The sequence below is a fragment of the Microbacterium sp. AG1240 genome, from assembly GCF_003635115.1.
Classification (GTDB): domain Bacteria; phylum Actinomycetota; class Actinomycetes; order Actinomycetales; family Microbacteriaceae; genus Microbacterium.
Map to the genome: position 1 here is coordinate 974,114 of NZ_RBXJ01000001.1, position 20,185 is coordinate 994,298.

Genomic DNA, 20,185 nt, shown 5'->3' on the forward strand with positions numbered 1-20,185 from the left:
CCGACCGTCAGGCGGCGTCGACGCCGAGTGTCTTGCGCAGGCGCGCGACGTGCCCCGTCGCCTTCACGTTGTAGAGGGCTTCGCGCACGACGCCGTCCTCGTCGAGCACGAACGTCGACCTCAGCACCCCGGTGATCGTCTTGCCGTAGTTCTGCTTCTCGCCCCACGCCCCGTACGCCTCGTGCACAGCATGGTCGGGGTCGCTGAGCAGGGGGAAGGTGATGCCGTCGTTCTCGCGGAACTGGCGCAGCTTGGCGGGTTCGTCGCGCGACAGGCCGAGCACGGTGTAGCCCGCTCCCTGCAGCGACGCCATGCTGTCGCGGAAGTCGCAGGCCTGCGTCGTGCAGCCGGGCGTCATCGCGGCGGGGTAGAAGTACAGGATGACGCGACGGCCGCGGAAGTCCGAGAGCGACACCGGTCGCTCGTCCTGGTCGAGGAGGGTGAAGTCGGGCGCAACGGAGCCGGGTTCGAGATGGGTCACCCGACCAGCCTACGATCCGGCGAAGGTGGCCAGCAGCCGCTGCAGGGAATCCAATCGGGCGGCGCCCTCCGGTCCCAGTCGGCCCTCGCCGACGGCCTCGACGATCGCGCAGTCGGGCGCATCGGGGAGATGCGTGCACCCGCGGGGGCATTCCTCCGCCACCAGCGCCAGCTCGGTGAAGGCCCCCAGGATGTTCGCCGGGTCGACGTGACCCAGCCCGAACGAGCGCACGCCGGGCGTGTCGATGACCCAGCCCGACCCGCCCTCGTCGCGGTACCGCAGCGACACGGTCGACGAGGAGGTGTGCCTGCCGCGGCCGGTGACCTCGTTCACGTGCCCTGTCGCCCGATCGGAGCCGGTGAGGGCGTTGACGAGCGTGGACTTGCCGACGCCGGAGTGCCCGACGAAGACCGTCGAGTGGTCGATCAGCGCGGCGCCGATGCGTTCCAGGGGCATCTCGTCGCGCCCGCTCGTGAACACCTCGAGTTCGAGGCCGTCGAAGTGCGAGAGGAAGCGCGCAGGGTCGGCGAGGTCGGTCTTCGTGACGACGAGGAGAGGGCGCACCCCTGCGTCGAGAGCTGCCACGAGGTAGCGGTCGACGAGGCGCTCTCGCGGCTCGGGGTCTGCTGCGGCCACGACGATGAGCATCTGGTCGGCGTTGGCGACGATGATGCGCTCCACCTGATCGGTGTCGTCGGCGCTTCGTCGAAGGAGTGACGTGCGCGGTTCCAGCCCCACGATCCGCGCGAGTGTGCCCTCGGTGGCGGAGGTGTCGCCGACGACGCGGGCGAGATCGCCGGTGACGATCCGCTCGCGGCGGAGCTCCCGCGCCCGCGTGGTCGTCACGCGTCGCTCCTCCGGGGTGTTCTCGTCGACGAGAACCGTGTATCGGCCGCGATCGACTCCGAGCACCCGCGCGATGGTCGCGTCGGCGTGTGCCGGACGCCGCTTCGTGCGCGGCCGGTTGGCCCGCGGGTTGGGGCGCGCGCGGAAGTCGGACTCGTCGAACTCCGGCTCGTCGTCGTCGGAGTCGTCGATCCAGCTCATCGTGCCGTCACGGGGTCAGGATCCCGCGCTCGCGGGGGACCCGTCGAGCATCCGCTGCCACAGGTGCGCGAACTGGGGCATGGTCTTGGCCGTCGTGCCGATGTCGTCGACGACCACACCGGGCACGCGCAGGCCGATGAGGGCGCCGGTCGTGGCGAGGCGGTGGTCGTGGTGCGCACGCCAGACGCCGCCGGTGAGCGGGCGGGGAACGATGCGGATGCCGTCTTCGAGCTCCTCCGCCTCGCCGCCGAGCGCGCGGAGGTTGCCGACGAGGGCGGCGATGCGATCGGTCTCGTGCCCTCGGATGTGCCCGATGCCGTACAGCGTGGTGGGCGCGTCGGCGAACGCGGCGAGACCGAAGAGGGTGGGGGCGAGCTCTCCGGCGGCGGACAGGTCGAGGTCGACGCCGACGATCGACTCTCCGGCCGTCACGGTGAGGCTGCCCCCGCGACGCGTGGCGCGACCGCCCATCTCCGTCAGGATGTCGGTGAGCAGGGCACCGGGCTGGGTCGAGTGCAGGGGCCACCCGGCCACGGAGACGCTTCCTCCGGTGAGCATGGCGGCGGCGAGGAACGGCGCCGCGTTCGACAGGTCGGGCTCGATCGTCACGTCCTTCGAGCGCACCGGGCCCGCCGGCACGAGCCATTCGCCGGGGGCGGGCCGCTCGACGTGGATGCCGCGGTGGCCGAGCGCCTCGACCGTCATGTCGATGTGGGGGATGCTGGGGAGCCTGCCGCCCACGTGCCGGAGCCGCAGGCCTACGTCGAAGCGCGGTGCGGCCAGGAGCAGGCCCGAGACGAACTGGCTCGACGCGCTCGCGTCGATCTCGACTTCGCCGCCGCGGACGTGGCCGTGGCCGCGCACGGCGAAGGGGAGGGCCCACCGACCGCCGTCGTCGATGTCGACGCCCACGTCGCGGAGCGCCGTGATCATCGCCCCCATCGGGCGGTGCAGTGCGCTCTCATGAGCGGTGAGGACCACGTCGCCCGCGGCCAGTCCGGCGAGTCCGGCGACGAAACGCATGACCGTACCGGCCTGCCCGCAGTCGATGGAGGTGCCGCCGCGGAAGGGGGCGACAGGGGTGACCATGAGGTCGGGGCCGAAGGATCCCGAGGTGGCGACCGCCTCGATCCCGACGCCCAGTCCGCGGAGAGCGTCGATCATGCGCGCCGAGTCGTCGGAGTGGAGCGGGGAGTGCAGCATCCCCGGCCCGTCGGCGATCGCCGCGAGGATCAGCTCGCGGTTTGTGAGCGATTTGGAGCCGGGCACCGACAGCGACGCGCGGATGGCGCCCTCGGAGACGGGCGCGGCCCACTCCCCACGGGGAGCTGTCGCGTTCGTGGTGATCGGGGAATAGCCGTCGGCGGTCATCGGTTTCAACTCTACTGAAGGCGAAAGGAGCCTGATGCCTGCAATCCTGGAACGTGAGTACTCACGATCGCCGCAGACGACCGTGCCGGTGTCTGCGTCGTGGCCCGACATAGACTGGCCGGTGATGAACGACGAGGTCGACGCGGCAGCGGAAACGCGCGCGCAGTTCGAGGAGCAGGCGCTCCCCTTCATGGATCAGCTGTACGCGGCTGGCATGCGTATGACGCGCAACCCGGCCGACGCGGCCGATCTCGTGCAGGAGACGTTCGTGAAGGCCTTCTCGTCGTGGTCGTCGTTCACGCAGGGGACCAACCTCAAGGCGTGGCTCTACCGCATCCTGACGAACACCTACATCAACACGTACCGCAAGAAGCAGCGTGAGCCCTACCAGGGCACCATCGACGACCTCGAGGACTGGCAACTCGGGGGAGCCGAATCGACGACGGCCACGAGTTCGCGCTCGGCCGAGGCGGAGGCGATCGACAGGATGCCCGCATCCGTCGTGAAGGACGCCCTCCAGTCGATTCCCGAAGATTTCCGTCTGGCGGTGTACCTCGCCGACGTCGAGGGCTTCGCCTACCAGGAGATCGCCGACATCATGAAGACTCCGATCGGCACGGTCATGAGCCGCCTGCACCGAGGCAGGCGAATGCTGCGTGAACTGCTGGCCGGCTACGCGAAGGAGCGCGGCTTCACCGCCGCGTCGGGAGTAGAGAAATGAGCGACTGCGGCTGCGACAAGGCCCGACGCGACCTGGAGGAGTACCTCCGCCACGAGGTCTGCAAGACCTCGCACCACGACATCGAGCAGCATCTCGAGGGTTGCCCCGGATGTCAGGACGAGGCGCTCGTCGCCCGCACGCTCACCGAAGTGGTGGCCCGCGCGTGCAAGGAGTCGGCACCCGAAGACCTGCGCGACCTCGTTCTCGCCCGCCTCGCGGCAGCGCAGACCAGTCGCTGACCCCTCGGCGGCTCTGACCGCCCGCTGAGCATCGCGGGTCGGCGTGACGCGTCGGCGTGCGCGAGCGCGTGTCGCACCGCACCACGAAGAAGGCCCCGCACGGCGAACCGTGCGGGGCCTTCTTCGCAGGCGCTTACGGCGCGACGGCCTCCGCGAGGATGGCCGCGGACTCGCGAGCGTGAACCTTCGGCGAACCGGTGGCGGGAGAGGCGGCTGCGGAACGCGAGATCCGGCGGATCGTGCGACCGTGCAGGTGCTTCACCATCTCGAGAGCGATGAACGGCCAGGCGCCCTGGTTCTCGGGCTCGTCCTGCACCCACACCAGTTCGGCGTTCGGGTAGCGGTCGAGCACGGTGTTGAGCTCGGCGACCGGCGACGGGTAGAACTGCTCGAGACGCACCAGGGCGATCTCCGGACGCGGGTTCTTCTCGAGCTCACCGCGGAGGTCCCAGTGGATCTTGCCCGCGTGGAGCAGCACACGGGTCACCTTCGAGGCGTCGATGCCGCGGTCGTCGTCGAGCACGGGCTCGAACCGCCCGGTGGTGAAGTTCTCCACCGGGCTGGTCGCCCCGCGCAGACGCAGCATCGCCTTCGGCGTGAACACCACGAGCGGACGACGCGGACGCTGGTAGGCCTGGCGACGCAGCAGGTGGAAGTACGACGCCGGGGTCGACGGACGCGCGACGGTCATGTTGTCCTGCGCGCACAGCTGCAGGTAGCGCTCGATGCGCGCCGACGAGTGGTCGGGCCCCTGGCCTTCGTAGCCGTGGGGGAGCAGCAGCACGACGCTCGACTGCTGGCCCCACTTCTGGTCGGCCGACGAGATGAACTCGTCGATGACGGATTGCGCACCGTTGCCGAAGTCGCCGAACTGCGCCTCCCAGAGCACGAGCGCGTCGGCCCGCTCCACGGAGTAGCCGTACTCGAACGCCATGGCCGCGTACTCGCTCAGCAGCGAGTCGTAGACCCAGAACCGCCCCTGGTTCTGGCTGAGGTTCGACAGCGGGATCCATTCCTGCCCGTTGGCGCGGTCGTGGAGCACGGAGTGGCGCTGCACGAAGGTGCCGCGGCGGGAGTCCTGGCCCTCGAGGCGCACGGACGTGCCCTCCAGGAGCAGCGAGCCGAAGGCCAGCAGCTCGCCGAAGCCCCAGTCGATGTTGCCGCTGCGGCTCATCTCGAGGCGCTTGTCGAGCAGCTGCTGGAGCTTCGTGTGGACGGTGAAGCCCTCGGGCTTGTTGACGAACGCGTCGCCGATCGACTGCACGACCTCGATCGACACACCGGTCGTCTCGGGCTCGCCCGCGACGGGCTCGTCCGAAGCATCCGGGTCGGCGATGGGCAGCGCACCGGTCTCGGCGGCATGCGTCTCGGCGAAGGCGACCTCGAGTCGACCCTGGAAGTCGGCCTTGGCCTGCTCGTACTCCTCCTGCGTGATGTCACCGCGACCGATGAGCGACTCGGTGTACAGGCGACGCACCGACCGCTTCGCCTCGATGAGGTTCGTCATCAGGGGCTGGGTCATCGAGGGGTCGTCGCCCTCGTTGTGTCCACGGCGGCGGTAGCAGACGAGGTCGATGACGACGTCGCGGTGGAACTCTTCGCGGTACATGAACGCGAGCTGCGCGACGCGGACGACGGCCTCGGGGTCATCGCCGTTCACGTGGAAGATCGGCGCCTGGATGGTCTTGGCCACGTCGGTGGCGTAGACCGACGACCGCGCGTCGGAGGGCTGAGTGGTGAAGCCGACCTGGTTGTTGACCACGACGTGGATCGTTCCGCCGGTGCGGAAGCCGCGCAGCAGCGACATCTGCAGCGTCTCGACGACGACGCCCTGTCCGGCGAACGCCGCGTCGCCGTGCACGAGGACGGGCAGCCACGAGAAGCTCCCGATCGGCTTGCGGTCCTGCTTGGCGCGGACGATGCCCTCGAGCACGCCGTCGACGGTCTCGAGGTGCGACGGGTTGGCCGCGAGATAGACCGGCAGCTCCGTGCCGGTCTCGGTCGCGAACGTGCCCTCGGTGCCGAGGTGGTACTTCACGTCGCCCGAGCCGCGCTCGTTTCCGAGGGCGACCGAACCTTCGAACTCGCGGAAGACCTGACCGTAGGTCTTGCCCGCGATGTTGGTCAGCACGTTGAGGCGACCGCGGTGGGCCATGCCGATGGCGGCTCCGTCGAGTCCGGCGGATGCTGCGCCCCGCAGGATCTCGTCGAGGAGAGGGATGAGCGACTCGCCACCCTCGAGGCTGAAGCGCTTCTGCCCGACGAACTTCGTCTGCAGGAACGTCTCGAACGCCTCCGCCTCGTTGAGCTTGGAGAGGATGCGCAGCTGCTCGTCGTGGCCGGGCTTGGTGTATTTGACCTCGACGTTGTTCTGGAACCACTTGCGCTGCACGGGGTCCTGGATGTGCATGTACTCCAGGCCGATCGTGCGGCAGTAGGAGTCGCGGAGCACGCCGAGGACGTCGCGGAGCTTCATCACGCGCTTGCCGCCGAAGCCCGCCGTGACGAACTCGCGGTCGAGGTCCCAGAAGGTCAGACCGTGCGACTCGATCTCGAGGTCGGGGTGGGTGCGCTGCACGTACTCGAGCGGATCGATGTCGGCCATGAGGTGGCCGCGCACCCGGAACGCGTTGATGAGTTCGTGGACCCGGGCGGCCTTGTCGATGCGCTCGGACAGGTCGACGTGGATGTCCTTGCCCCAGCGGATGGGGGAGTACGGGATGCGTAGCGCCGCGAACAGGTCGTCGTAGAAGCCGCGCTCACCCGTGAGCAGCTCGTGCACGCGCTTGAGGAACTCGCCGGAGCCCGCGCCCTGGATGACCCGGTGGTCGTAGGTGCTGGTCAGCGTGATCGTCTTGCCGACGGCGAGCTCGTTCAGGATCGTGTCGCTCGAACCCTGGAACTCGGCGGGGTACTCGAGGGCACCGGCTCCGATGATGCACCCCTGCCCCTTCATGAGGCGCGGCACCGAGTGCACGGTGCCGATGCCGCCGGGGTTGGTCAGCGACAGCGTCGTGCCCTGGAAGTCGGCCGCGGTGAGCTTGTTGTTGCGCGCACGCTTGACGAGGTCTTCGTAGGAGGAGAGGAACTCGTCGAACGTGAGCGTGTCGGCGCGCTTGATGCTCGGAACGAGCAGTGCGCGCGTGCCGTCGGGCTTCGGGAGGTCGATCGCGATGCCGAGGTTGACGTGGGCGGGCGCGACGACCGAGGGCTTGCCGTCGACCTCCGCGTAGAAGACGTTCTGGCTCGGGAACTCCTTGAGCGCCTGGACGAGCGCCCACCCGATCAGGTGGGTGAAGCTGACCTTGCCGCCGCGCGTGCGCGCCATGTGGTTGTTGATGACGATGCGGTTGTCGATCATCAGCTTCGCGGGCACGGTGCGGACGCTGGTCGCCGTCGGAACGGTCAGCGACTCGTCCATGTTGGCGGCGAGGGTCTTCGGCATGCCCCGGAGCGGAGTGACCTTGTCAGCCTCCGGCTCGACCTCGGGCTTCGCCTCGGCGGGCGCTGCCTTCGGTGCCTGCGCGGGGATGGGCTGGGGCTTGGCGGGCTTGGCCGTCGTGCGGGCGACCGGCGGAGCGCCGATCACCGGGATCGGAGCCGTCACGGGCTTCGGCTCGGAAGGGGCTGCTCCCGTCGCGCTCGCCTCGCCGACGACCGGGTGGTAGGCCTCGAGAACCGGCCACCAGGCCTTGTCTACGGAATTCCGGTCGGACTTGAACTGTTCGTAGAGCTCGTCGACAAGCCATTCATTGGCTCCGAATTCGCCCTCGTTCGAAGTACCGACGCCCGTCACCTGGCTCGACACGGTCGATCGCCTGCTTTCCTCGATGAAGATGGAGGCGGCGCGTCGATGCTGCCTCTTGCACGCCGCCCCACAAGCGTAGCCCAGTTGGCAGAGGGGTCTCCTCGGAGCGGGGCACAACACGCGGCGACCGACCCGCGCGTAGCGTAGGGGCATGGAGTTCTACGGAGAACAGCCCGAGGTCGATCTGACCTATTCCGACGTGTTCCTCGTTCCGCGCCGCTCGGCGGTCACGAGCCGGCTCGACGTCGACCTCTCGCCGGGCGACGGGACCGGCGCGCGCATCCCGCTGGTCTCGGCGAACATGAACTCCGTCACGGGTCGGCGACTCGCCGCCACCCTCGCCCGCAGGGGCGGGCTCGGCGTTCTGCCGCAAGACCTCCCGCTGCAGGATCTCGACGCCGCCATCCGATGGGTGAAGGCCCAGCCGGTGCGGTGGGACAGCGCCCTCGTCCTCCCGCCCGATGCGACGGTCTCGGACGCCGCGCGCCTCCTGCCGCCGACCGAGGGGCACGGGATCGTCGTCGCCGAGAACGCCGACCGGGTGCACATCGACGACGTGGTGGGCACGGTCTCCGCCACCCGGCTGGGCACGGCCCTGCCGGACGCACGACTGGGCGACCTCGTGCGAGGGCGCCCGCCGGCGATCGACGCCTACGACGTGGAGACCGCGCGGCACGCCTTCGACCTCATCGTGGCCGCCGACGCCGACACGGTCTGCGTGCTCGAGCACGGATACCTCGTCGGCACGCTGTCACGGCGCAGCGCCCTGCGCTCCACGCTCTACGCGCCGGCCGTCGACGCCTCCGGGCGCCTGATCGTCGCTGCGGCGGTGGGCATCAACGGCGACGCCGCGGCCAAGGCGCGCGCTCTCGCCGCGGCCGGCGTCGACGTTCTCGTGCTCGACACCGCACACGGGCACCAGGACGGGATGCTGCGCGCCCTGCGCGAGGTGGCGTCGCTCGAGCTCGGACTGCCGATCGTCGCGGGCAACATCGTCACCGCCGACGGCGTGGAGGACCTGGTCGACGCCGGCGCGACGATCCTCAAGGTCGGCGTCGGACCGGGGGCGATGTGCACCACCCGCATGATGACGGCCGTAGGGCGTCCGCAGTTCTCGGCCGTGCTCGAGACCGCCGAGGCCGCTCGCTCGCGCGGCGCGCACGTCTGGGCCGACGGGGGAGTGCGCTACCCGCGCGACGTCGCCCTCGCACTCGCGGCGGGCGCCGCATCCGTCATGATCGGCTCGTGGTTCGCGGGCACCATCGAGGCGCCCGGCGAGCTGCTGACCGACGCCGACGGGCGCATCTACAAGGAGTCGTGGGGCATGGCCTCGACCAAGGCCGTGCACGAGCGGTTCGGGCGCCTCGACCCGTACGAGCTGGCGCGCAAGGAGCTCTTCGCCGAGGGCATCTCGTCGTCGCGCATCTACCTCGACCCGCTGCGTCCGGGTCTGGAGGACCTGGTCGACATGATCACCTCCGGCGTGCGCTCGTCGTTCACCTACGCCGGTGCGGCCACCGTGGCCGAGTTCCGCGACCGGGCCTGCGTCGGCCTGCAGTCGGCCGCCGGCTACGAGGAGGGCAAGGCGCTCCCCGTCTCGTGGTGACGCCGGCGCTACGGCTGCCGCTGCCGCTGCCGCTGCCGCTGCGGTGCGACTGCGGCTGCGGTGCCCCCTGCATTGGCATGTGCCGGATTGTGGCGCATTCCTGCGACTGACGCCAGCGATTCGTGGCGTCAGAGGCAGGATGCTGTCGCAGTCGCCTAGTAGCCGGGGCGACGCATCGAAGTGGGAAGTCCCGCGGCGGTGAGGATGTCCCAGAGGGCGCAGGGGGAGTCGAGGGCGCTGACGCGCCACCTCGCCACGCGATGGACGAGTCGCCGCAGCTCGTCCTCTCGATCCTTCTCGTCGGAGAGTACCTGCGCCGGCGAGCGGCCCGCCCGCATCCGTTCATCGAGGTACTTGGTCAGGCCGTCGAGCTCGCCGATCACGCGCCACCTCGGCCACCAGAAGTCGGAGTAGGCGACTCCTCCGCCGGGTAGGTCGAATCGCTGCTGCAGCTCGGGGGCGGGGAACCCCAGGGTGTGGATCAAGACCCGGCTCTGCGATTCCCGCACGTTCGCCGCCCGCGCATCGGCGAACCGTGCGACGCGATCGACACGCACGTTGCCACGCCCGATGAACGCGTGGGCGGCATCCCCCAGCTCGTCGGCGCTCAGGAGTGCTCCGCCGATCCGGCGTTCCCAGAGCGCCTGGTCTGCCGCGGCGACCCCGATCGTGAACGGGTGGGAGGCCGCGATGTCGACGACCGTCTGAGCGGGCGTCGTGACGAAGTGGTCGCCCCACGCAACGATGCCGTCCACCGGAACGCGCCGTGAATGCCGCACGATGAGACCCGTCGATCGGCCACCGCCGGAATCGTCGACGGCGACGTCGACGCGGCCGGGCCACGCGCCGAGGGTGTCGATCGACCAGAGCGCAGCCGCGGCGTGACGGACGAATACTGCGCCCGGCTGGAGGCGCGTGGCGGCTTCCCAGACCCGCTGCGCGTGCCTCTGCAGTGGGTCGGCCGCGTCCCACGCATCCCTCCACACGTAGGAGCCCGGGGCGATCCGCACGGCTTCGCCGCGCTCCACGATCCGGCGGAGTCGGCGCTCGTTCACCTCCGCGTGTTCTCGCCGTCGGAACACGGCGGAGATGGGCGGGCGATCCATCCATGTCATGCGTCGAGCGTGGTGCAGCCGCAGCATCCGTTCGTCAGATACAGCGAGTGTGCGGACAGGCGGCGTCGCGTCGATGCCTGTGGAGGAGAGCACGCGGTGGGTCTTCGCGTACGACTGCGCCACTCTGCGGCGAGTGACGGCGCGAACCTGCGGTGTCACTCGCAGGAATGCGCCACATTCCTGCCGGGGGAGAGATCGCGGGACCACCCTCCGAGCCGCAGAGGCTCGGGATAGAATGGCGGGACGATGGACGACCCCCCTCCTTGTAGACCGTTGCCCCACTGTCCTCTCTCCGCCCCGGGCGGAGGTGGTGCGTGATGGAATTCGTCATGCTGGGCGTGGGGCTTCTGCTCACGGTCGGAACGGGCCTGTTCGTTGCGAGCGAGTTCGCGCTGGTCAATCTGGATCGCGCTGATCTCGAGAAGCGACAGGATGCTGGTGAGTCGCGTCTGTCGCTGACGATCGCGGCGCTGCGCATCACCTCGACGCACCTCTCGAGCGCGCAGCTGGGTATCACGCTGACCACGCTCCTGACCGGTTACACGATGGAGCCGGCCATCTCGAGTCTGGTGCGCCCCGTCTTCTCCTCGTGGGGATGGCCCGACGGGTTCGTCACGCCGTTCTCGGCGATCCTCGGTGTGTCGATCGCGACGGTCCTGTCGATGATCCTCGGCGAGCTCGTGCCGAAGAACTTCGCCCTCGCCATCCCGCGGCAGACGGCCAAGCTCGTGATCCCCTTCCAGGTCGCGTTCACCGCCGTCTTCCGTCCCGCGATCGCGGTGCTCAACGGCAGCGCGAACGGCATCCTCCGCGCGATGGGTGTGGAGCCGAAGGAGGAGCTCTCGGGCGCCCGCACGGCCGAGGAGCTCTCCAGCCTCGTGCGCCGCTCGGCGAGCGCGGGGATGCTCGAGGAGGACACCGCGTCGCTGCTCGACCGGAGCCTCACGTTCGCGCGGCTGAGCGCCGCCGACGTGATGACGCCGCGCCCCAGCGTGCATGCCCTCTCGGCGGACGACTCCGCCGACGACGTGGTGCAGCTGGCACGCCGCACCGGGCACAGCCGGTTCCCCGTCTACCAGGACTCGATGGACGACATCGTCGGCATCGTGCACCTGAAAGCCGCGATCGGCGTTCCGCGCGACCGCCGGGCCGACGTTCCCGCCGCGGCGCTGGCGACCGAGCCGCTGCGCGTTCCCGAGACCGTGCACCTCGACGCGCTCGTGGCCGAGCTGCGCGCCCGGGGATACCAGATGGCCGTCGTTGTCGACGAGTACGGCGGTACCGCCGGCGTCGTGACCCTCGAAGACCTCGTCGAGGAGATCGTGGGCGAGGTGCTCGACGAGCACGACCGCTCGCGCGCCGGCGTCGTGCGCACCGGCGGGTCGATCAACATCCCGGGCGACCTGCGCCCCGACGAGGTGCTCGACCGCGCGGGCGTCCGCGTTCCCGAGGGCGACGTCTACGACACCGTCGGGGGCTACATGATGGCCGAGCTCGAACGCATCCCCGTCGTCGGCGACAGCGTGCCCGTCGAGGACGGCACCCTCACCGTCATCCGGATGGACGGCCGCCGCATCGACCGCGTCGCGTTCACCCCGAAGCCCGTGGAGGAGAACGTCGGCGACCTCGTGCGCGCGGCGAAGGGGGGTGACCAACGATGAACGATTGGGCAGGAATCGCCTGGCTCGTCGTCCTTCTGGTCGCCAACGCCTTCTTCGTCGGGGCGGAGTTCGCCGTCATCTCGGCCCGTCGCTCGCAGATCGAGCCGCTGGCGGAGCGCGGATCGCGCGCCGCCAAGACCGCGCTGTGGGCGATGGAGCACGCCACGCTCATGCTCGCGACCTGCCAGCTGGGCATCACGATCTGCTCGCTGCTGATCCTGAACGTGTCGGAGCCGGCCATCCACCACCTGCTGGCCGAGCCGCTGGCCCTGACCGGCATGGGCGAGGTCGCCGTCGACGTGACCGCGTTCGTCGTCGCGCTGCTGATCGTGTCGTACCTGCACGTCGTGTTCGGTGAGATGGTGCCGAAGAACCTCGCGTTCTCGTTGCCCGACCGGGCCGTGCTGATGCTCGCCCCGCCTCTGGTGGCGGTGTCGAAGGTCTTCCGTCCGATCATCGTCACGCTGAACTGGATCGCCAACCACGTACTGCGCCTCTTCCGTGTCGAGCCCAAGGACGAGGCAGCATCCACCTTCACCCTCGACGAGGTCGCGACGATCGTGAACCAGTCGCGCCGAGAGGGCGTGCTCGACGACCTGGCCGGCACGGTGGCGGCGGTCGTGGAGTTCACCGACAAGAAGAGTCGCGACGTGGCGGTGCCGCTGGCCGACCTGGTGACCCTCCCGGAGACGACGACGCCCGACGAGATCGAGCGGGCCGTCGCCAAGCACGGGTATTCGCGCTACGTGATCGTGGATGCCGAGAACATGCCGGTCGGGTACGTGCACCTGAAGGACGTGCTCCGCGCCGCCGAGGTGGAGGGCGCGGTGACCGACGTCGCCCGTCCGCTGCCGTCGAAGCGGATCCACCACATGGTTCCGGTGATGGAGTCGACCGATCTCGAAGACGCCCTGGCGCTCATGCGACGCGCAGGCCGTCACCTCGCACAGGTGCGCAACGAATCGGGTGAGACGACGGCGGTGCTCTTCCTCGAGGACATCATCGAGGAGCTCGTCGGCGAGGTGCAGGACGCCACCGCGCGTCGGCGCTGACGCCTCGCGCGGCGAGCGATTCGCGTGATCGCCACACCTTCCGGCGACTGACTCTACGAATTCGTGGGGTCAGTCGCCGGAATGCGTCACATTCCTGCGGGGGGAGAACCCCGCGGGAGCGGCGGTGGATGCTGCGGGCCTCAGCGACGGCGGGCGCGCTCGTACTGCGGGGGCCACGCGATGTCGGCGCCCAGCTCACCGGCGGCGCGGAGGGCGAAGTGCGGGTCGCGGAGCCACTCGCGCGCCGACATGATCGCGTCGGCGTCGCCGCGGGCGAGCACCTCCTCGGCCAGCGCGCCGGTGTCGATCATGCCGACGGCGTTCACCGCGATGCCCACCCCGGCGCGCACGGCCGCGGCGAAGGCGACCTGGTAGCCCGGTCCGGTGGTGATCTGCTGGTGGGCGACGAGCCCGCCGCTGGAGACGTCGATGAGCTCCGCGCCGAGGTCTTCTACGACGGCGGCCGCGCGCACGGTGTCTTCGACGTCCCAGCCGCCCTCCGCCCAGTCGGTCGCGGAGAACCGCACGGCGACGACCGCCTCGGGCGCGGCATCCTTCACCGCGGTGACCACGCGGCGCAGCAGCCTCGTGCGGTTCTCGAACGATCCGCCGTACTCGTCGGTGCGCAGGTTCGACAGCGGCGAGAGGAACTGGTGGAGCAGGTATCCGTGGGCGGCGTGGATCTCGAGCACCTCGAAGCCCGCGGCCACCGCACGGCGCGCGGCGGAGGCGAAGTTCGCCACGACGTGGTCGATACCCGTGTGGTCGAGCTCCGCGGGAGCCGCGTACCCCTCGAAGGCGACGGCCGACGGCGCGACGCTCTGCCAGCCGCCCCGGTCGGACGGCACGGTTCCGCGCTCGCCGGAGAACGGCGACCACGTGGAGGCCTTGCGGCCGGCGTGAGCGAGCTGGATGCCGGCGACGGCCCCGCGCGAGCGGATCGCGGCGACGATCGGGGCCCAGGCGGCCTGCTGCGCGTCGTTCCAGATGCCGGCGTCCTCGGGCGAGATGCGTCCCTCCGGCGACACCGCGGCCGCCTCGGAGACGACCAGGCCCGCGCCGCCGGAGGCGAACTGAGCGAGGTGCACGTGGTGCCACTCACCGGGCATGCCGTCGGTGGAGCTGTACTGGCACATCGGGGCCACCCACAGCCGGTTCCGGAACGTGGTCGCACCGATCGTGAGGGGGGAGAAGAGGATGCTCATGGTGCCTCCGGCGCGTAGGGTGTGGGCCATGTCTGGTGAGGGGCTCGAAGCCGCGATCGATCCCACGACCGCCGAGTGGACCGCGGAGCGCGCGTCGAGCGTCCTCCGGGTGCCAACGGCGTCGGACGACAAGTATTCCCGCGGGGTGCTCGGGGTGCGAACCGGCTCGACCCGCTATCCGGGTGCCGCCGTGCTGGGCGTCGAAGCCGCGTGGCGCACGGGCCTCGGCATGGTGCGCTACCTCGGCCCCGAGCGCGCGCAGAATCTCATCCTCGCCCGCCGCCCCGAGACGGTCACCGCCGACGGACGGGTGCAGGCCTGGCTCATCGGGTCGGGGACGGATGCTGCCGACCGGCCGGCATCGGAAGACGCAGCGCTGCGCCGCATCCTCGACTCCGACCTCCCTGTCGTCGTCGACGCGGGTGCGCTGGATCTCGCGGGCGTCGGCTCCGCACCGCGCATCGTGACCCCCCACGGGCGCGAGCACGACCGCCTGCGCGAGAGCATCGGGCTCGCGCCGGTCGGGGGCGATGCCGACGACGCCGCGCGGCAGCGAGCGGCGCTCGAGACGGCGCGCACGCTCGGTGCGACGGTGCTGCTGAAGGGTGCGCGCACGATCGTCGCCACCCCCGGCGGGTGGGTGGCGCGCGTGACGTCCGGCACGCCGTGGCTCGCGACCGCCGGCACGGGAGACGTGCTCGGCGGGATCATCGGCGCGGTGGTCGCGGCCGCCTCGGTCGAGCCGGTGAGCGACACGGAGAGCCTGGGCGCGCTCGCCGCCACCGGCGCGTGGCTGCACGGCCGCGCGGCGACGGCGGCCGCCGACCGGCACGGGGAGGGCGGAGGGCCGATCACCGCCCTGGACATCACCGAGGAGCTCCCCGGCATCGTCGCCTCCGTGCTCGCGCACCGCATGCGCTGAGGAGTCGTCGCGCGTCGCGCGGTGCGGGCGCTCGGGCCGTCGCGCTTAGGATGGACGCCGTGTCGAGGCGGGGTGTGTTGTGGATCGCCTTCGCGGTGGTCCATGTCGCCGTCGCCGTCGCCGGGTACGTGCTTCCCAGTGGTCCGATGGGCGATGTCTACCTCGTCTACGAACCCTGGTCGGCTCGCGCGCTGACCGGCGGAGGCATCGTCGGCATCACCGAGCCGTGGGTCTACCCGCAGCTCGCCCTCGTGCCCCTCGTGCTCGCCTGGGCTTTCGGCTTCCTCACGTACACCGCCGGGTGGGCGGTCTTCGTCACGCTCATCGATGCGGTCGTGTTCTGGATGCTGGTGGGCACGGCCCGCTCGCGCGGCCGCGTCACCGGTGCGTGGTTCTGGCTCGCAGCGATCCTGCTCCTCGGCCCGGTCGGCATGTACCGCCTCGACGGGGTGACCGTGCCGCTGGCCATCGCCGGTTCGCTGTGGCTCGTCGGTCGTCCCTGGTTGGGTGCGATCCTGCTCGCCGTGGCGACGTGGATCAAGGTGTGGCCGGCCGCCGTGCTCGCCGCGGCCGTCGTGACGCTGCGCCGGCGCTTCACCGTGATCGGCGGGGCCCTGGCCGTCTCGGCCGTCACTCTGGCGATCGTGTTCCTCGCCGGGGGCGGGTCGTACGCGTTCGCTTTCGTGACGGAGCAGACCAACCGGGGGTTGCAGATCGAGGCTCCGGTGAGCGGCTTCTACATGCTCCTGGCGTCGCTGGGCGTCGAGGGTGCGAGCGTCTACTACGAGCCCAACATCCTCACCTTCCAGGTGACGGGGCCGAACGTCGACGCCGTCATCGCCGCGATGACCCCGCTCATGCTGCTGGCGATGGGTTCAGTGTTCGTGATCGGGGCGGTGAAATCGTTGCGGGGAGCGAGTTTCGCGGCGGTCTTCCCCGCGCTCACCCTCGGTCTCGTGCTCGGATTCATCGTGTTCAACAAGGTCGGGTCGCCCCAGTACATCGTGTGGCTCGTGACGCCCGTGATCGTCGGGCTCGTCATCGATCGTGCCCACTGGGCCAAGCCCGCGATCCTCATGCTGGCCATCGCCGGACTCACGCAGGGCGTGTATCCGCTCGCCTACGACGGGCTCCTCGTCGCGCAGATCGGCGCCGTGCTCCTGGTGAACCTCCGCAACGTGCTCCTCGTGGTGCTGTTCGCGTGGACCGTCTACCGACTCGCCCGCGTGCGGACGCGTTCCCACCCGGCATCCGTTCTTTCCCGGCGGCCCGCCGCCGTGAAAGGCTGACCCCATGCTCATCGCCTTCTCCGTCGCCCCGTCCGGATCCGGTAACGCCGACGGCTCGGTGCACGACGCCGTGGCCGCGGCGGTCGAGGTCGTGCGCGCATCGGGCCTGCCGAATCGCACGACCTCGATGTTCACCGAGATCGAGGGGGAGTGGGACGAGGTGTTCGATGTCGTGCGCCGCGCGACCGAGGCCGTGATGCCCTTCGGCTCGCGCGTATCGCTCGTGCTCAAAGCCGACATCCGCCCCGGACGCACGGGCGAGATCGACGGGAAGATCGAACGCCTCGAAAGCGCCATCGAATCGATTCGTCATACGGACGCGGGCGGGTCTAGCATCGAGGAATGACCTCCTCGATCCTCTCGAGGGGTGCGGCGATGCGGGCGCTCCTCTCGCTCGCCATCGGCAGCTTCGGCATCGGCATGACCGAGTTCGTGATGATGGGCCTGCTGCCGAACGTCGCGGCGGAGTTGCTGCCCACCGCGTGGGCGGCGAACCCCGACGACGCGATTGCTCAAGCCGGGTGGCTCATCTCCCTCTACGCCCTGGGCGTCGTCATCGGAGCGCCCACGATCGCGGGCTCCGTCGCGCGCTTCCCCCGGCATCGCGTGATGATCGTGCTGGCGCTCGCGTTGACGGTGTTCAACCTGCTCACGGTCATCGCTCCGACGTACGAGCTGGTCGCCGCATCCCGTCTGCTCGCTGGCCTCCCGCACGGCGCATACTTCGGCATCGGAGCCCTCGTCGCCGCCGACGTGCTCGGTCCCGGCAACCGTGCGAAGGGCGTCGCGTTCGTGCTCACCGGTCTGACGGTCGCGAACGTGGTCGGCGTTCCGCTGGGAACCCTGCTCGGCCAGAACTTCGGCTGGCGGCTCGCGTTCCTCGTCGTCGGCGGGGTGTTCGCCCTCGCGACCCTCGCGATCGTGCTGTTCGTCCCCGAGCACCCCGGCGATCCCGGGCGCCGACTGCGCGACGAACTGCGAGTGTTCCGGGTCGGCCAGGTCTGGTTCGCCCTCGGTATCGGGGCTGTCGGCTTCGGAGGCTTCTTCGCCATGTACAGCTACATCGCGCCCATGGTGACGGAGCTGGCCGGATCGCCCGAGTGGGCGGTGTCGATCGTGCTCGTCATCGTCGGCATCGGCATGACGATCGGCAACATCGTCGGTGGGCACCTCGCCGACGTGAACCTGAAGAAGTGGCTGCTCATCGGCCTCGTCGCGATGGCGGCGGCCTCGGCCCTGCTCGCCCTCACGGCGGGATGGGTCGTCACCCTCGCGCTCTTCGCCTTCGCGGTCAGCTTCGTGGGGTCGGCGCTGAGCCCGGCCATCCAGACGCGTCTCATGGACGTCGCGGGCGACAACCAGTCGATCGCCGCCGCGCTCAACCACTCCGCGCTCAACATCGGCAACAGTCTCGGCGCGTTCCTCGGCGGTGTCGTGATCGCGCTCGGCCTCGGGTTCGCCGCGCCCGCGTGGGTGGGGGCGGTGCTCGCGATGGGTGGCCTGGTCGTCGCGGCCTGGAGCTTCCGCGTCGAGAAGTCGCGGGCCGCGGAGCCGGTCGCGGTCTAGGCCGCGAACAGGCGCCGCAGGTGGCGCCCGACCTCGTCGGTCTCGATGAGGAAGCCGTCGTGGCCGAAGTCGCTCGTGACGGTCACCGCCTCGCGCCCGTCGAGGGTGTTCGGGATGCTGCGGGCGATCCGATGCTGTCCGTCGATGGGGAACAGGCGGTCGCTGTCGATCCCGAGCACGAGCGTCGTCGCGGTCACCCGCTTCAGCGCGTCTTCGATGCCGTCGCGGTCGCGCCCGACATCGTGGGAGTTCATCGCGTCGACGAGCGTCAGGTAGCTGTTCGCGTCGAAGCGGCGCGTGAACTTGTTGCCGTGGAAGTCGAGGTACGACGCCACCGCGAACCGCCCCCCGCGACCGAGCGGGCTGACCCCCGACTGCCACGACCGCTGGAAGCGCTGATTGAGCTCCGTAGGACTGCGATAGTTCAGCAGCGCCATGCGGCGGGCGAGCGCGAGGCCGCGGTGCGGACCGTCGCCGTCGCCCGCGTCGTAGTACTCTCCGCCGGCGAAGCGCGGGTCGATGCGGATGGCCTCGAGCTGTACCGAGTTGAGCGCGATCTGGTCGGCGGTGGTCACCGGGGGTGCCGACAGGATGGCCGCGCGCTCGACGCGCGCAGGGTGGCCGATCGCCCACTCGAGCGCGTGCATGCCGCCCATCGAGCCGCCGATGACGCCCGCCCACACGTCGATGCCGAGCGCATCGGCGAGACGGGCCTGCGCGCCCACCTGGTCGCGGATGGTGAGGTACGGGAAGCGCGCCGCCCACTCGTAGCCGTCGGGTGCGACGCTCGCCGGGCCCGTCGAGCCCTGGCAGCCTCCGAGCATGTTCGGCGCCACCACGAACCACCGGTCGGTGTCGAGGGGCGCGCCCGGGCCGACGAGGTCCTCCCACCAGCCGGCCGTCGGGTGCCCGGGGCCGGCGGGGCCGCGCAGGTGGCTGTCCCCGGTGAGGGCGTGGAGCACCAGCACGGCGTTGTCGCGGGCCGGGGAGAGCTCGCCCCAGGTCTCGTACGACAGCCGCCACGAGGGCAGCTCCTCGCCGCCCTCCGTGCGGAAGCCGGTGAAGCTCGCGAACCGCCGGTCGCCGACGGGGTCGCCGTCGCGCCAGGCGCCCGTGGTCGGTGGACGCCCCAGGAGCATGCGCGCGTCGGCCTCCGTGATCGGTGCCGACGGCACCGTGTCCTCCGACGTCTGCCAGTCCATGAGCACTACCTTTCGCGCCCTTCCAGGCTAGGCGGTCCGACCCGCCGGCCAGCCGACTGTTACACCGACGATCGGTGCGGGTGCGATCGCGCCGATGCGCCGCGGGCGGCCCGGGTGAGGAGACAATGACGGGGGAGGTACACCATGGCGCGATATCTGATCATCGCCGCATCCAGCGGTATCGGTGCGGCGACGTGCGAGCTGTTGCGCGCGGCGGGTCACGAGGTGGTGACGACGGCCCGCGAGGCGGGGAACGGCGATCCCGACATCGTGCTCGACGCGACCGACTTCGAGGCCGTCGAGCAGGCGGTCGTCGATGCCGGACCCCTGGACGGTGTCGCGTGCTTCGCGGGATCGATGCTGCTCAAGCCCGCCCACCTCACGTCGCGCGCGCAGTACGACGGCATCGTCGCCGCGTCGTTGACGACCGCGTTCGCGACCGTGCGGGCCGCCGGCCGGCAGCTGCGGTCGGGTGGCGCCGTCGTACTGGTCTCCTCGGCGGCCGCCATGGCGGGGTTGCCGAACCACGACGCGATCTCGGCGGCGAAGGCCGGCGTCATCGGGCTGATGCTCTCGTCGGCGGCGAGCTACGCCTCGCAGGGGCTCCGCATCAACGCCGTCGCACCGGGCCTGACCCGCACGACGCTGACGTCGGCGCTCACCGCCAGCGAAGGGTCTCGCAAGGTGTCCGAGTCGATGCACGCGCTCGGCCGTCTCGGCGAACCCGACGATGTCGCGCGCGGCGTGCAGTTCCTCCTCGACCCGGCGAACGACTGGATCACGGGCCAGGTGCTCGGCATCGACGGAGGGCTCGGGACCCTCCGCCCGAAGGTGCGGGCCTGACCTCGCCCTCACCCGGACGCGGGTGTTCTCGCACCCGCGCGGGAAGAACGACGGATG

The 20,185-nt window shown here is 70.5% G+C and carries 17 protein-coding genes; 10 read left to right on the top strand and 7 right to left on the bottom strand.

Translation table 11 applies throughout. The features are described 5' to 3' along the window. Positions 1-7: 7 nt before the first annotated feature. From bcp to aroA, 3 genes are read right to left on the bottom strand one after another with little or no spacing between them, the layout of a single operon-like run. The gene (gene bcp, locus DEU34_RS04450; RefSeq protein ID WP_116646084.1) at positions 8-481 is read right to left on the bottom strand and encodes a thioredoxin-dependent thiol peroxidase; all 474 of its coding nucleotides are present in this window, start codon (positions 479-481) and stop codon (positions 8-10) included. A 9-nt stretch (positions 482-490) separates the two neighbouring features. Next, positions 491-1,528, bottom strand: a complete 1,038-nt coding sequence (rsgA, locus tag DEU34_RS04455) for a ribosome small subunit-dependent GTPase A (protein ID WP_121148987.1) — start codon at positions 1,526-1,528, stop codon at positions 491-493. A gap of 15 nt (positions 1,529-1,543) precedes the next feature. Then, positions 1,544-2,899 (bottom strand): 3-phosphoshikimate 1-carboxyvinyltransferase, encoded by a 1,356-nt coding sequence (gene aroA / locus DEU34_RS04460; protein WP_121148988.1) that lies wholly within the window; start codon positions 2,897-2,899, stop codon positions 1,544-1,546. A gap of 124 nt (positions 2,900-3,023) precedes the next feature. Here aroA and DEU34_RS04465 point away from each other — a divergent pair, with 124 nt between their 5' ends. Together DEU34_RS04465 and DEU34_RS04470 are read left to right on the top strand one after the other, a co-directional pair. Beyond that, positions 3,024-3,620 (top strand): sigma-70 family RNA polymerase sigma factor, encoded by a 597-nt coding sequence (locus tag DEU34_RS04465; RefSeq protein ID WP_205781207.1) that lies wholly within the window; start codon positions 3,024-3,026, stop codon positions 3,618-3,620. Continuing rightward, positions 3,617-3,859: a zf-HC2 domain-containing protein gene (locus tag DEU34_RS04470; protein WP_116646088.1), complete on the top strand. Its 243-nt coding sequence runs from the start codon at positions 3,617-3,619 to the stop codon at positions 3,857-3,859. Before DEU34_RS04465 ends, DEU34_RS04470 begins: the two co-directional genes overlap by 4 nt. A gap of 133 nt (positions 3,860-3,992) precedes the next feature. Here the strand turns inward: DEU34_RS04470 and DEU34_RS04475 are convergent, their stop codons facing one another. Further along, the gene (locus tag DEU34_RS04475; protein WP_121148990.1) at positions 3,993-7,667 is read right to left on the bottom strand and encodes a multifunctional oxoglutarate decarboxylase/oxoglutarate dehydrogenase thiamine pyrophosphate-binding subunit/dihydrolipoyllysine-residue succinyltransferase subunit; all 3,675 of its coding nucleotides are present in this window, start codon (positions 7,665-7,667) and stop codon (positions 3,993-3,995) included. Between the two features lie 151 nt (positions 7,668-7,818). Between DEU34_RS04475 and DEU34_RS04480 the strand changes: the two genes are divergently transcribed. Further along, positions 7,819-9,273: a GuaB1 family IMP dehydrogenase-related protein gene (locus DEU34_RS04480; protein ID WP_121148991.1), complete on the top strand. Its 1,455-nt coding sequence runs from the start codon at positions 7,819-7,821 to the stop codon at positions 9,271-9,273. Positions 9,274-9,428: 155 nt separating this feature from the next. Here the strand turns inward: DEU34_RS04480 and DEU34_RS04485 are convergent, their stop codons facing one another. Then, positions 9,429-10,388, bottom strand: coding sequence for a hypothetical protein (locus DEU34_RS04485; RefSeq protein ID WP_147424006.1), 960 nt, complete (start codon positions 10,386-10,388; stop codon positions 9,429-9,431). Between the two features lie 317 nt (positions 10,389-10,705). Between DEU34_RS04485 and DEU34_RS04490 the strand changes: the two genes are divergently transcribed. Continuing rightward, positions 10,706-12,049, top strand: coding sequence for a hemolysin family protein (locus DEU34_RS04490; protein WP_121148993.1), 1,344 nt, complete (start codon positions 10,706-10,708; stop codon positions 12,047-12,049). Then, complete coding sequence (locus DEU34_RS04495; protein ID WP_121148994.1) at positions 12,046-13,101, top strand: hemolysin family protein; 1,056 nt, start codon at positions 12,046-12,048, stop codon at positions 13,099-13,101. Before DEU34_RS04490 ends, DEU34_RS04495 begins: the two co-directional genes overlap by 4 nt. Before the next feature lie 140 nt (positions 13,102-13,241). On the opposite strand, the gene DEU34_RS04500 is transcribed toward DEU34_RS04495, so the two are convergent. Beyond that, positions 13,242-14,306 (bottom strand): NADH:flavin oxidoreductase/NADH oxidase, encoded by a 1,065-nt coding sequence (locus tag DEU34_RS04500; protein ID WP_121149717.1) that lies wholly within the window; start codon positions 14,304-14,306, stop codon positions 13,242-13,244. 28 nt (positions 14,307-14,334) lie between these two features. Between DEU34_RS04500 and DEU34_RS04505 the strand changes: the two genes are divergently transcribed. From DEU34_RS04505 to DEU34_RS04520, 4 genes are read left to right on the top strand one after another with little or no spacing between them, the layout of a single operon-like run. Beyond that, entirely contained in the window at positions 14,335-15,228 is an 894-nt protein-coding gene (locus DEU34_RS04505; protein ID WP_121148995.1) for an ADP/ATP-dependent (S)-NAD(P)H-hydrate dehydratase, read from the top strand. A gap of 59 nt (positions 15,229-15,287) precedes the next feature. Continuing rightward, positions 15,288-16,517 (top strand): glycosyltransferase family 87 protein, encoded by a 1,230-nt coding sequence (locus DEU34_RS04510; protein WP_183042357.1) that lies wholly within the window; start codon positions 15,288-15,290, stop codon positions 16,515-16,517. 4 nt (positions 16,518-16,521) lie between these two features. Beyond that, positions 16,522-16,863, top strand: coding sequence for a thiamine-binding protein (locus DEU34_RS04515; RefSeq protein ID WP_116646096.1), 342 nt, complete (start codon positions 16,522-16,524; stop codon positions 16,861-16,863). Next, a complete protein-coding gene (locus DEU34_RS04520; RefSeq protein WP_121148997.1) occupies positions 16,860-18,083 on the top strand; it encodes an MFS transporter in 1,224 nt (407 codons plus the stop codon). The genes DEU34_RS04515 and DEU34_RS04520 overlap by 4 nt, the downstream gene beginning before the upstream one ends. Here DEU34_RS04520 and DEU34_RS04525 read toward each other — a convergent pair. Then, the gene (locus tag DEU34_RS04525; RefSeq protein ID WP_121148998.1) at positions 18,080-19,285 is read right to left on the bottom strand and encodes a homoserine O-acetyltransferase; all 1,206 of its coding nucleotides are present in this window, start codon (positions 19,283-19,285) and stop codon (positions 18,080-18,082) included. The two genes, DEU34_RS04520 and DEU34_RS04525, sit on opposite strands and share 4 nt — an antisense overlap. 144 nt (positions 19,286-19,429) lie before the next feature. On the opposite strand from DEU34_RS04525, the gene DEU34_RS04530 reads away from it, so the two are divergent. Then, a complete protein-coding gene (locus DEU34_RS04530) occupies positions 19,430-20,128 on the top strand; it encodes an SDR family NAD(P)-dependent oxidoreductase (RefSeq protein ID WP_121148999.1) in 699 nt (232 codons plus the stop codon). Positions 20,129-20,185 lie beyond the last annotated feature (57 nt).

Bases quoted from the DNA above. Each gene is read 5' to 3' on its own strand.
- DEU34_RS04465 (WP_205781207.1), top strand. From the start codon at position 3,024: ATGAACGACGAGGTCGACGCGGCAGCGGAAACGCGCGCGCAGTTCGAG.
- DEU34_RS04490 (WP_121148993.1), top strand. From the start codon at position 10,706: ATGGAATTCGTCATGCTGGGCGTGGGGCTTCTGCTCACGGTCGGAACG.
- DEU34_RS04480 (WP_121148991.1), top strand. From the start codon at position 7,819: ATGGAGTTCTACGGAGAACAGCCCGAGGTCGATCTGACCTATTCCGAC.
- aroA (WP_121148988.1), bottom strand. From the start codon at position 2,899: ATGACCGCCGACGGCTATTCCCCGATCACCACGAACGCGACAGCTCCC.
- DEU34_RS04470 (WP_116646088.1), top strand. From the start codon at position 3,617: ATGAGCGACTGCGGCTGCGACAAGGCCCGACGCGACCTGGAGGAGTAC.
- DEU34_RS04530 (WP_121148999.1), top strand. From the start codon at position 19,430: ATGGCGCGATATCTGATCATCGCCGCATCCAGCGGTATCGGTGCGGCG.
- rsgA (WP_121148987.1), bottom strand. From the start codon at position 1,528: ATGAGCTGGATCGACGACTCCGACGACGACGAGCCGGAGTTCGACGAG.
- DEU34_RS04520 (WP_121148997.1), top strand. From the start codon at position 16,860: ATGACCTCCTCGATCCTCTCGAGGGGTGCGGCGATGCGGGCGCTCCTC.
- DEU34_RS04500 (WP_121149717.1), bottom strand. From the start codon at position 14,306: ATGAGCATCCTCTTCTCCCCCCTCACGATCGGTGCGACCACGTTCCGG.
- DEU34_RS04505 (WP_121148995.1), top strand. From the start codon at position 14,335: ATGTCTGGTGAGGGGCTCGAAGCCGCGATCGATCCCACGACCGCCGAG.
- DEU34_RS04495 (WP_121148994.1), top strand. From the start codon at position 12,046: ATGAACGATTGGGCAGGAATCGCCTGGCTCGTCGTCCTTCTGGTCGCC.
- DEU34_RS04525 (WP_121148998.1), bottom strand. From the start codon at position 19,285: ATGGACTGGCAGACGTCGGAGGACACGGTGCCGTCGGCACCGATCACG.
- DEU34_RS04515 (WP_116646096.1), top strand. From the start codon at position 16,522: ATGCTCATCGCCTTCTCCGTCGCCCCGTCCGGATCCGGTAACGCCGAC.
- DEU34_RS04485 (WP_147424006.1), bottom strand. From the start codon at position 10,388: ATGACATGGATGGATCGCCCGCCCATCTCCGCCGTGTTCCGACGGCGA.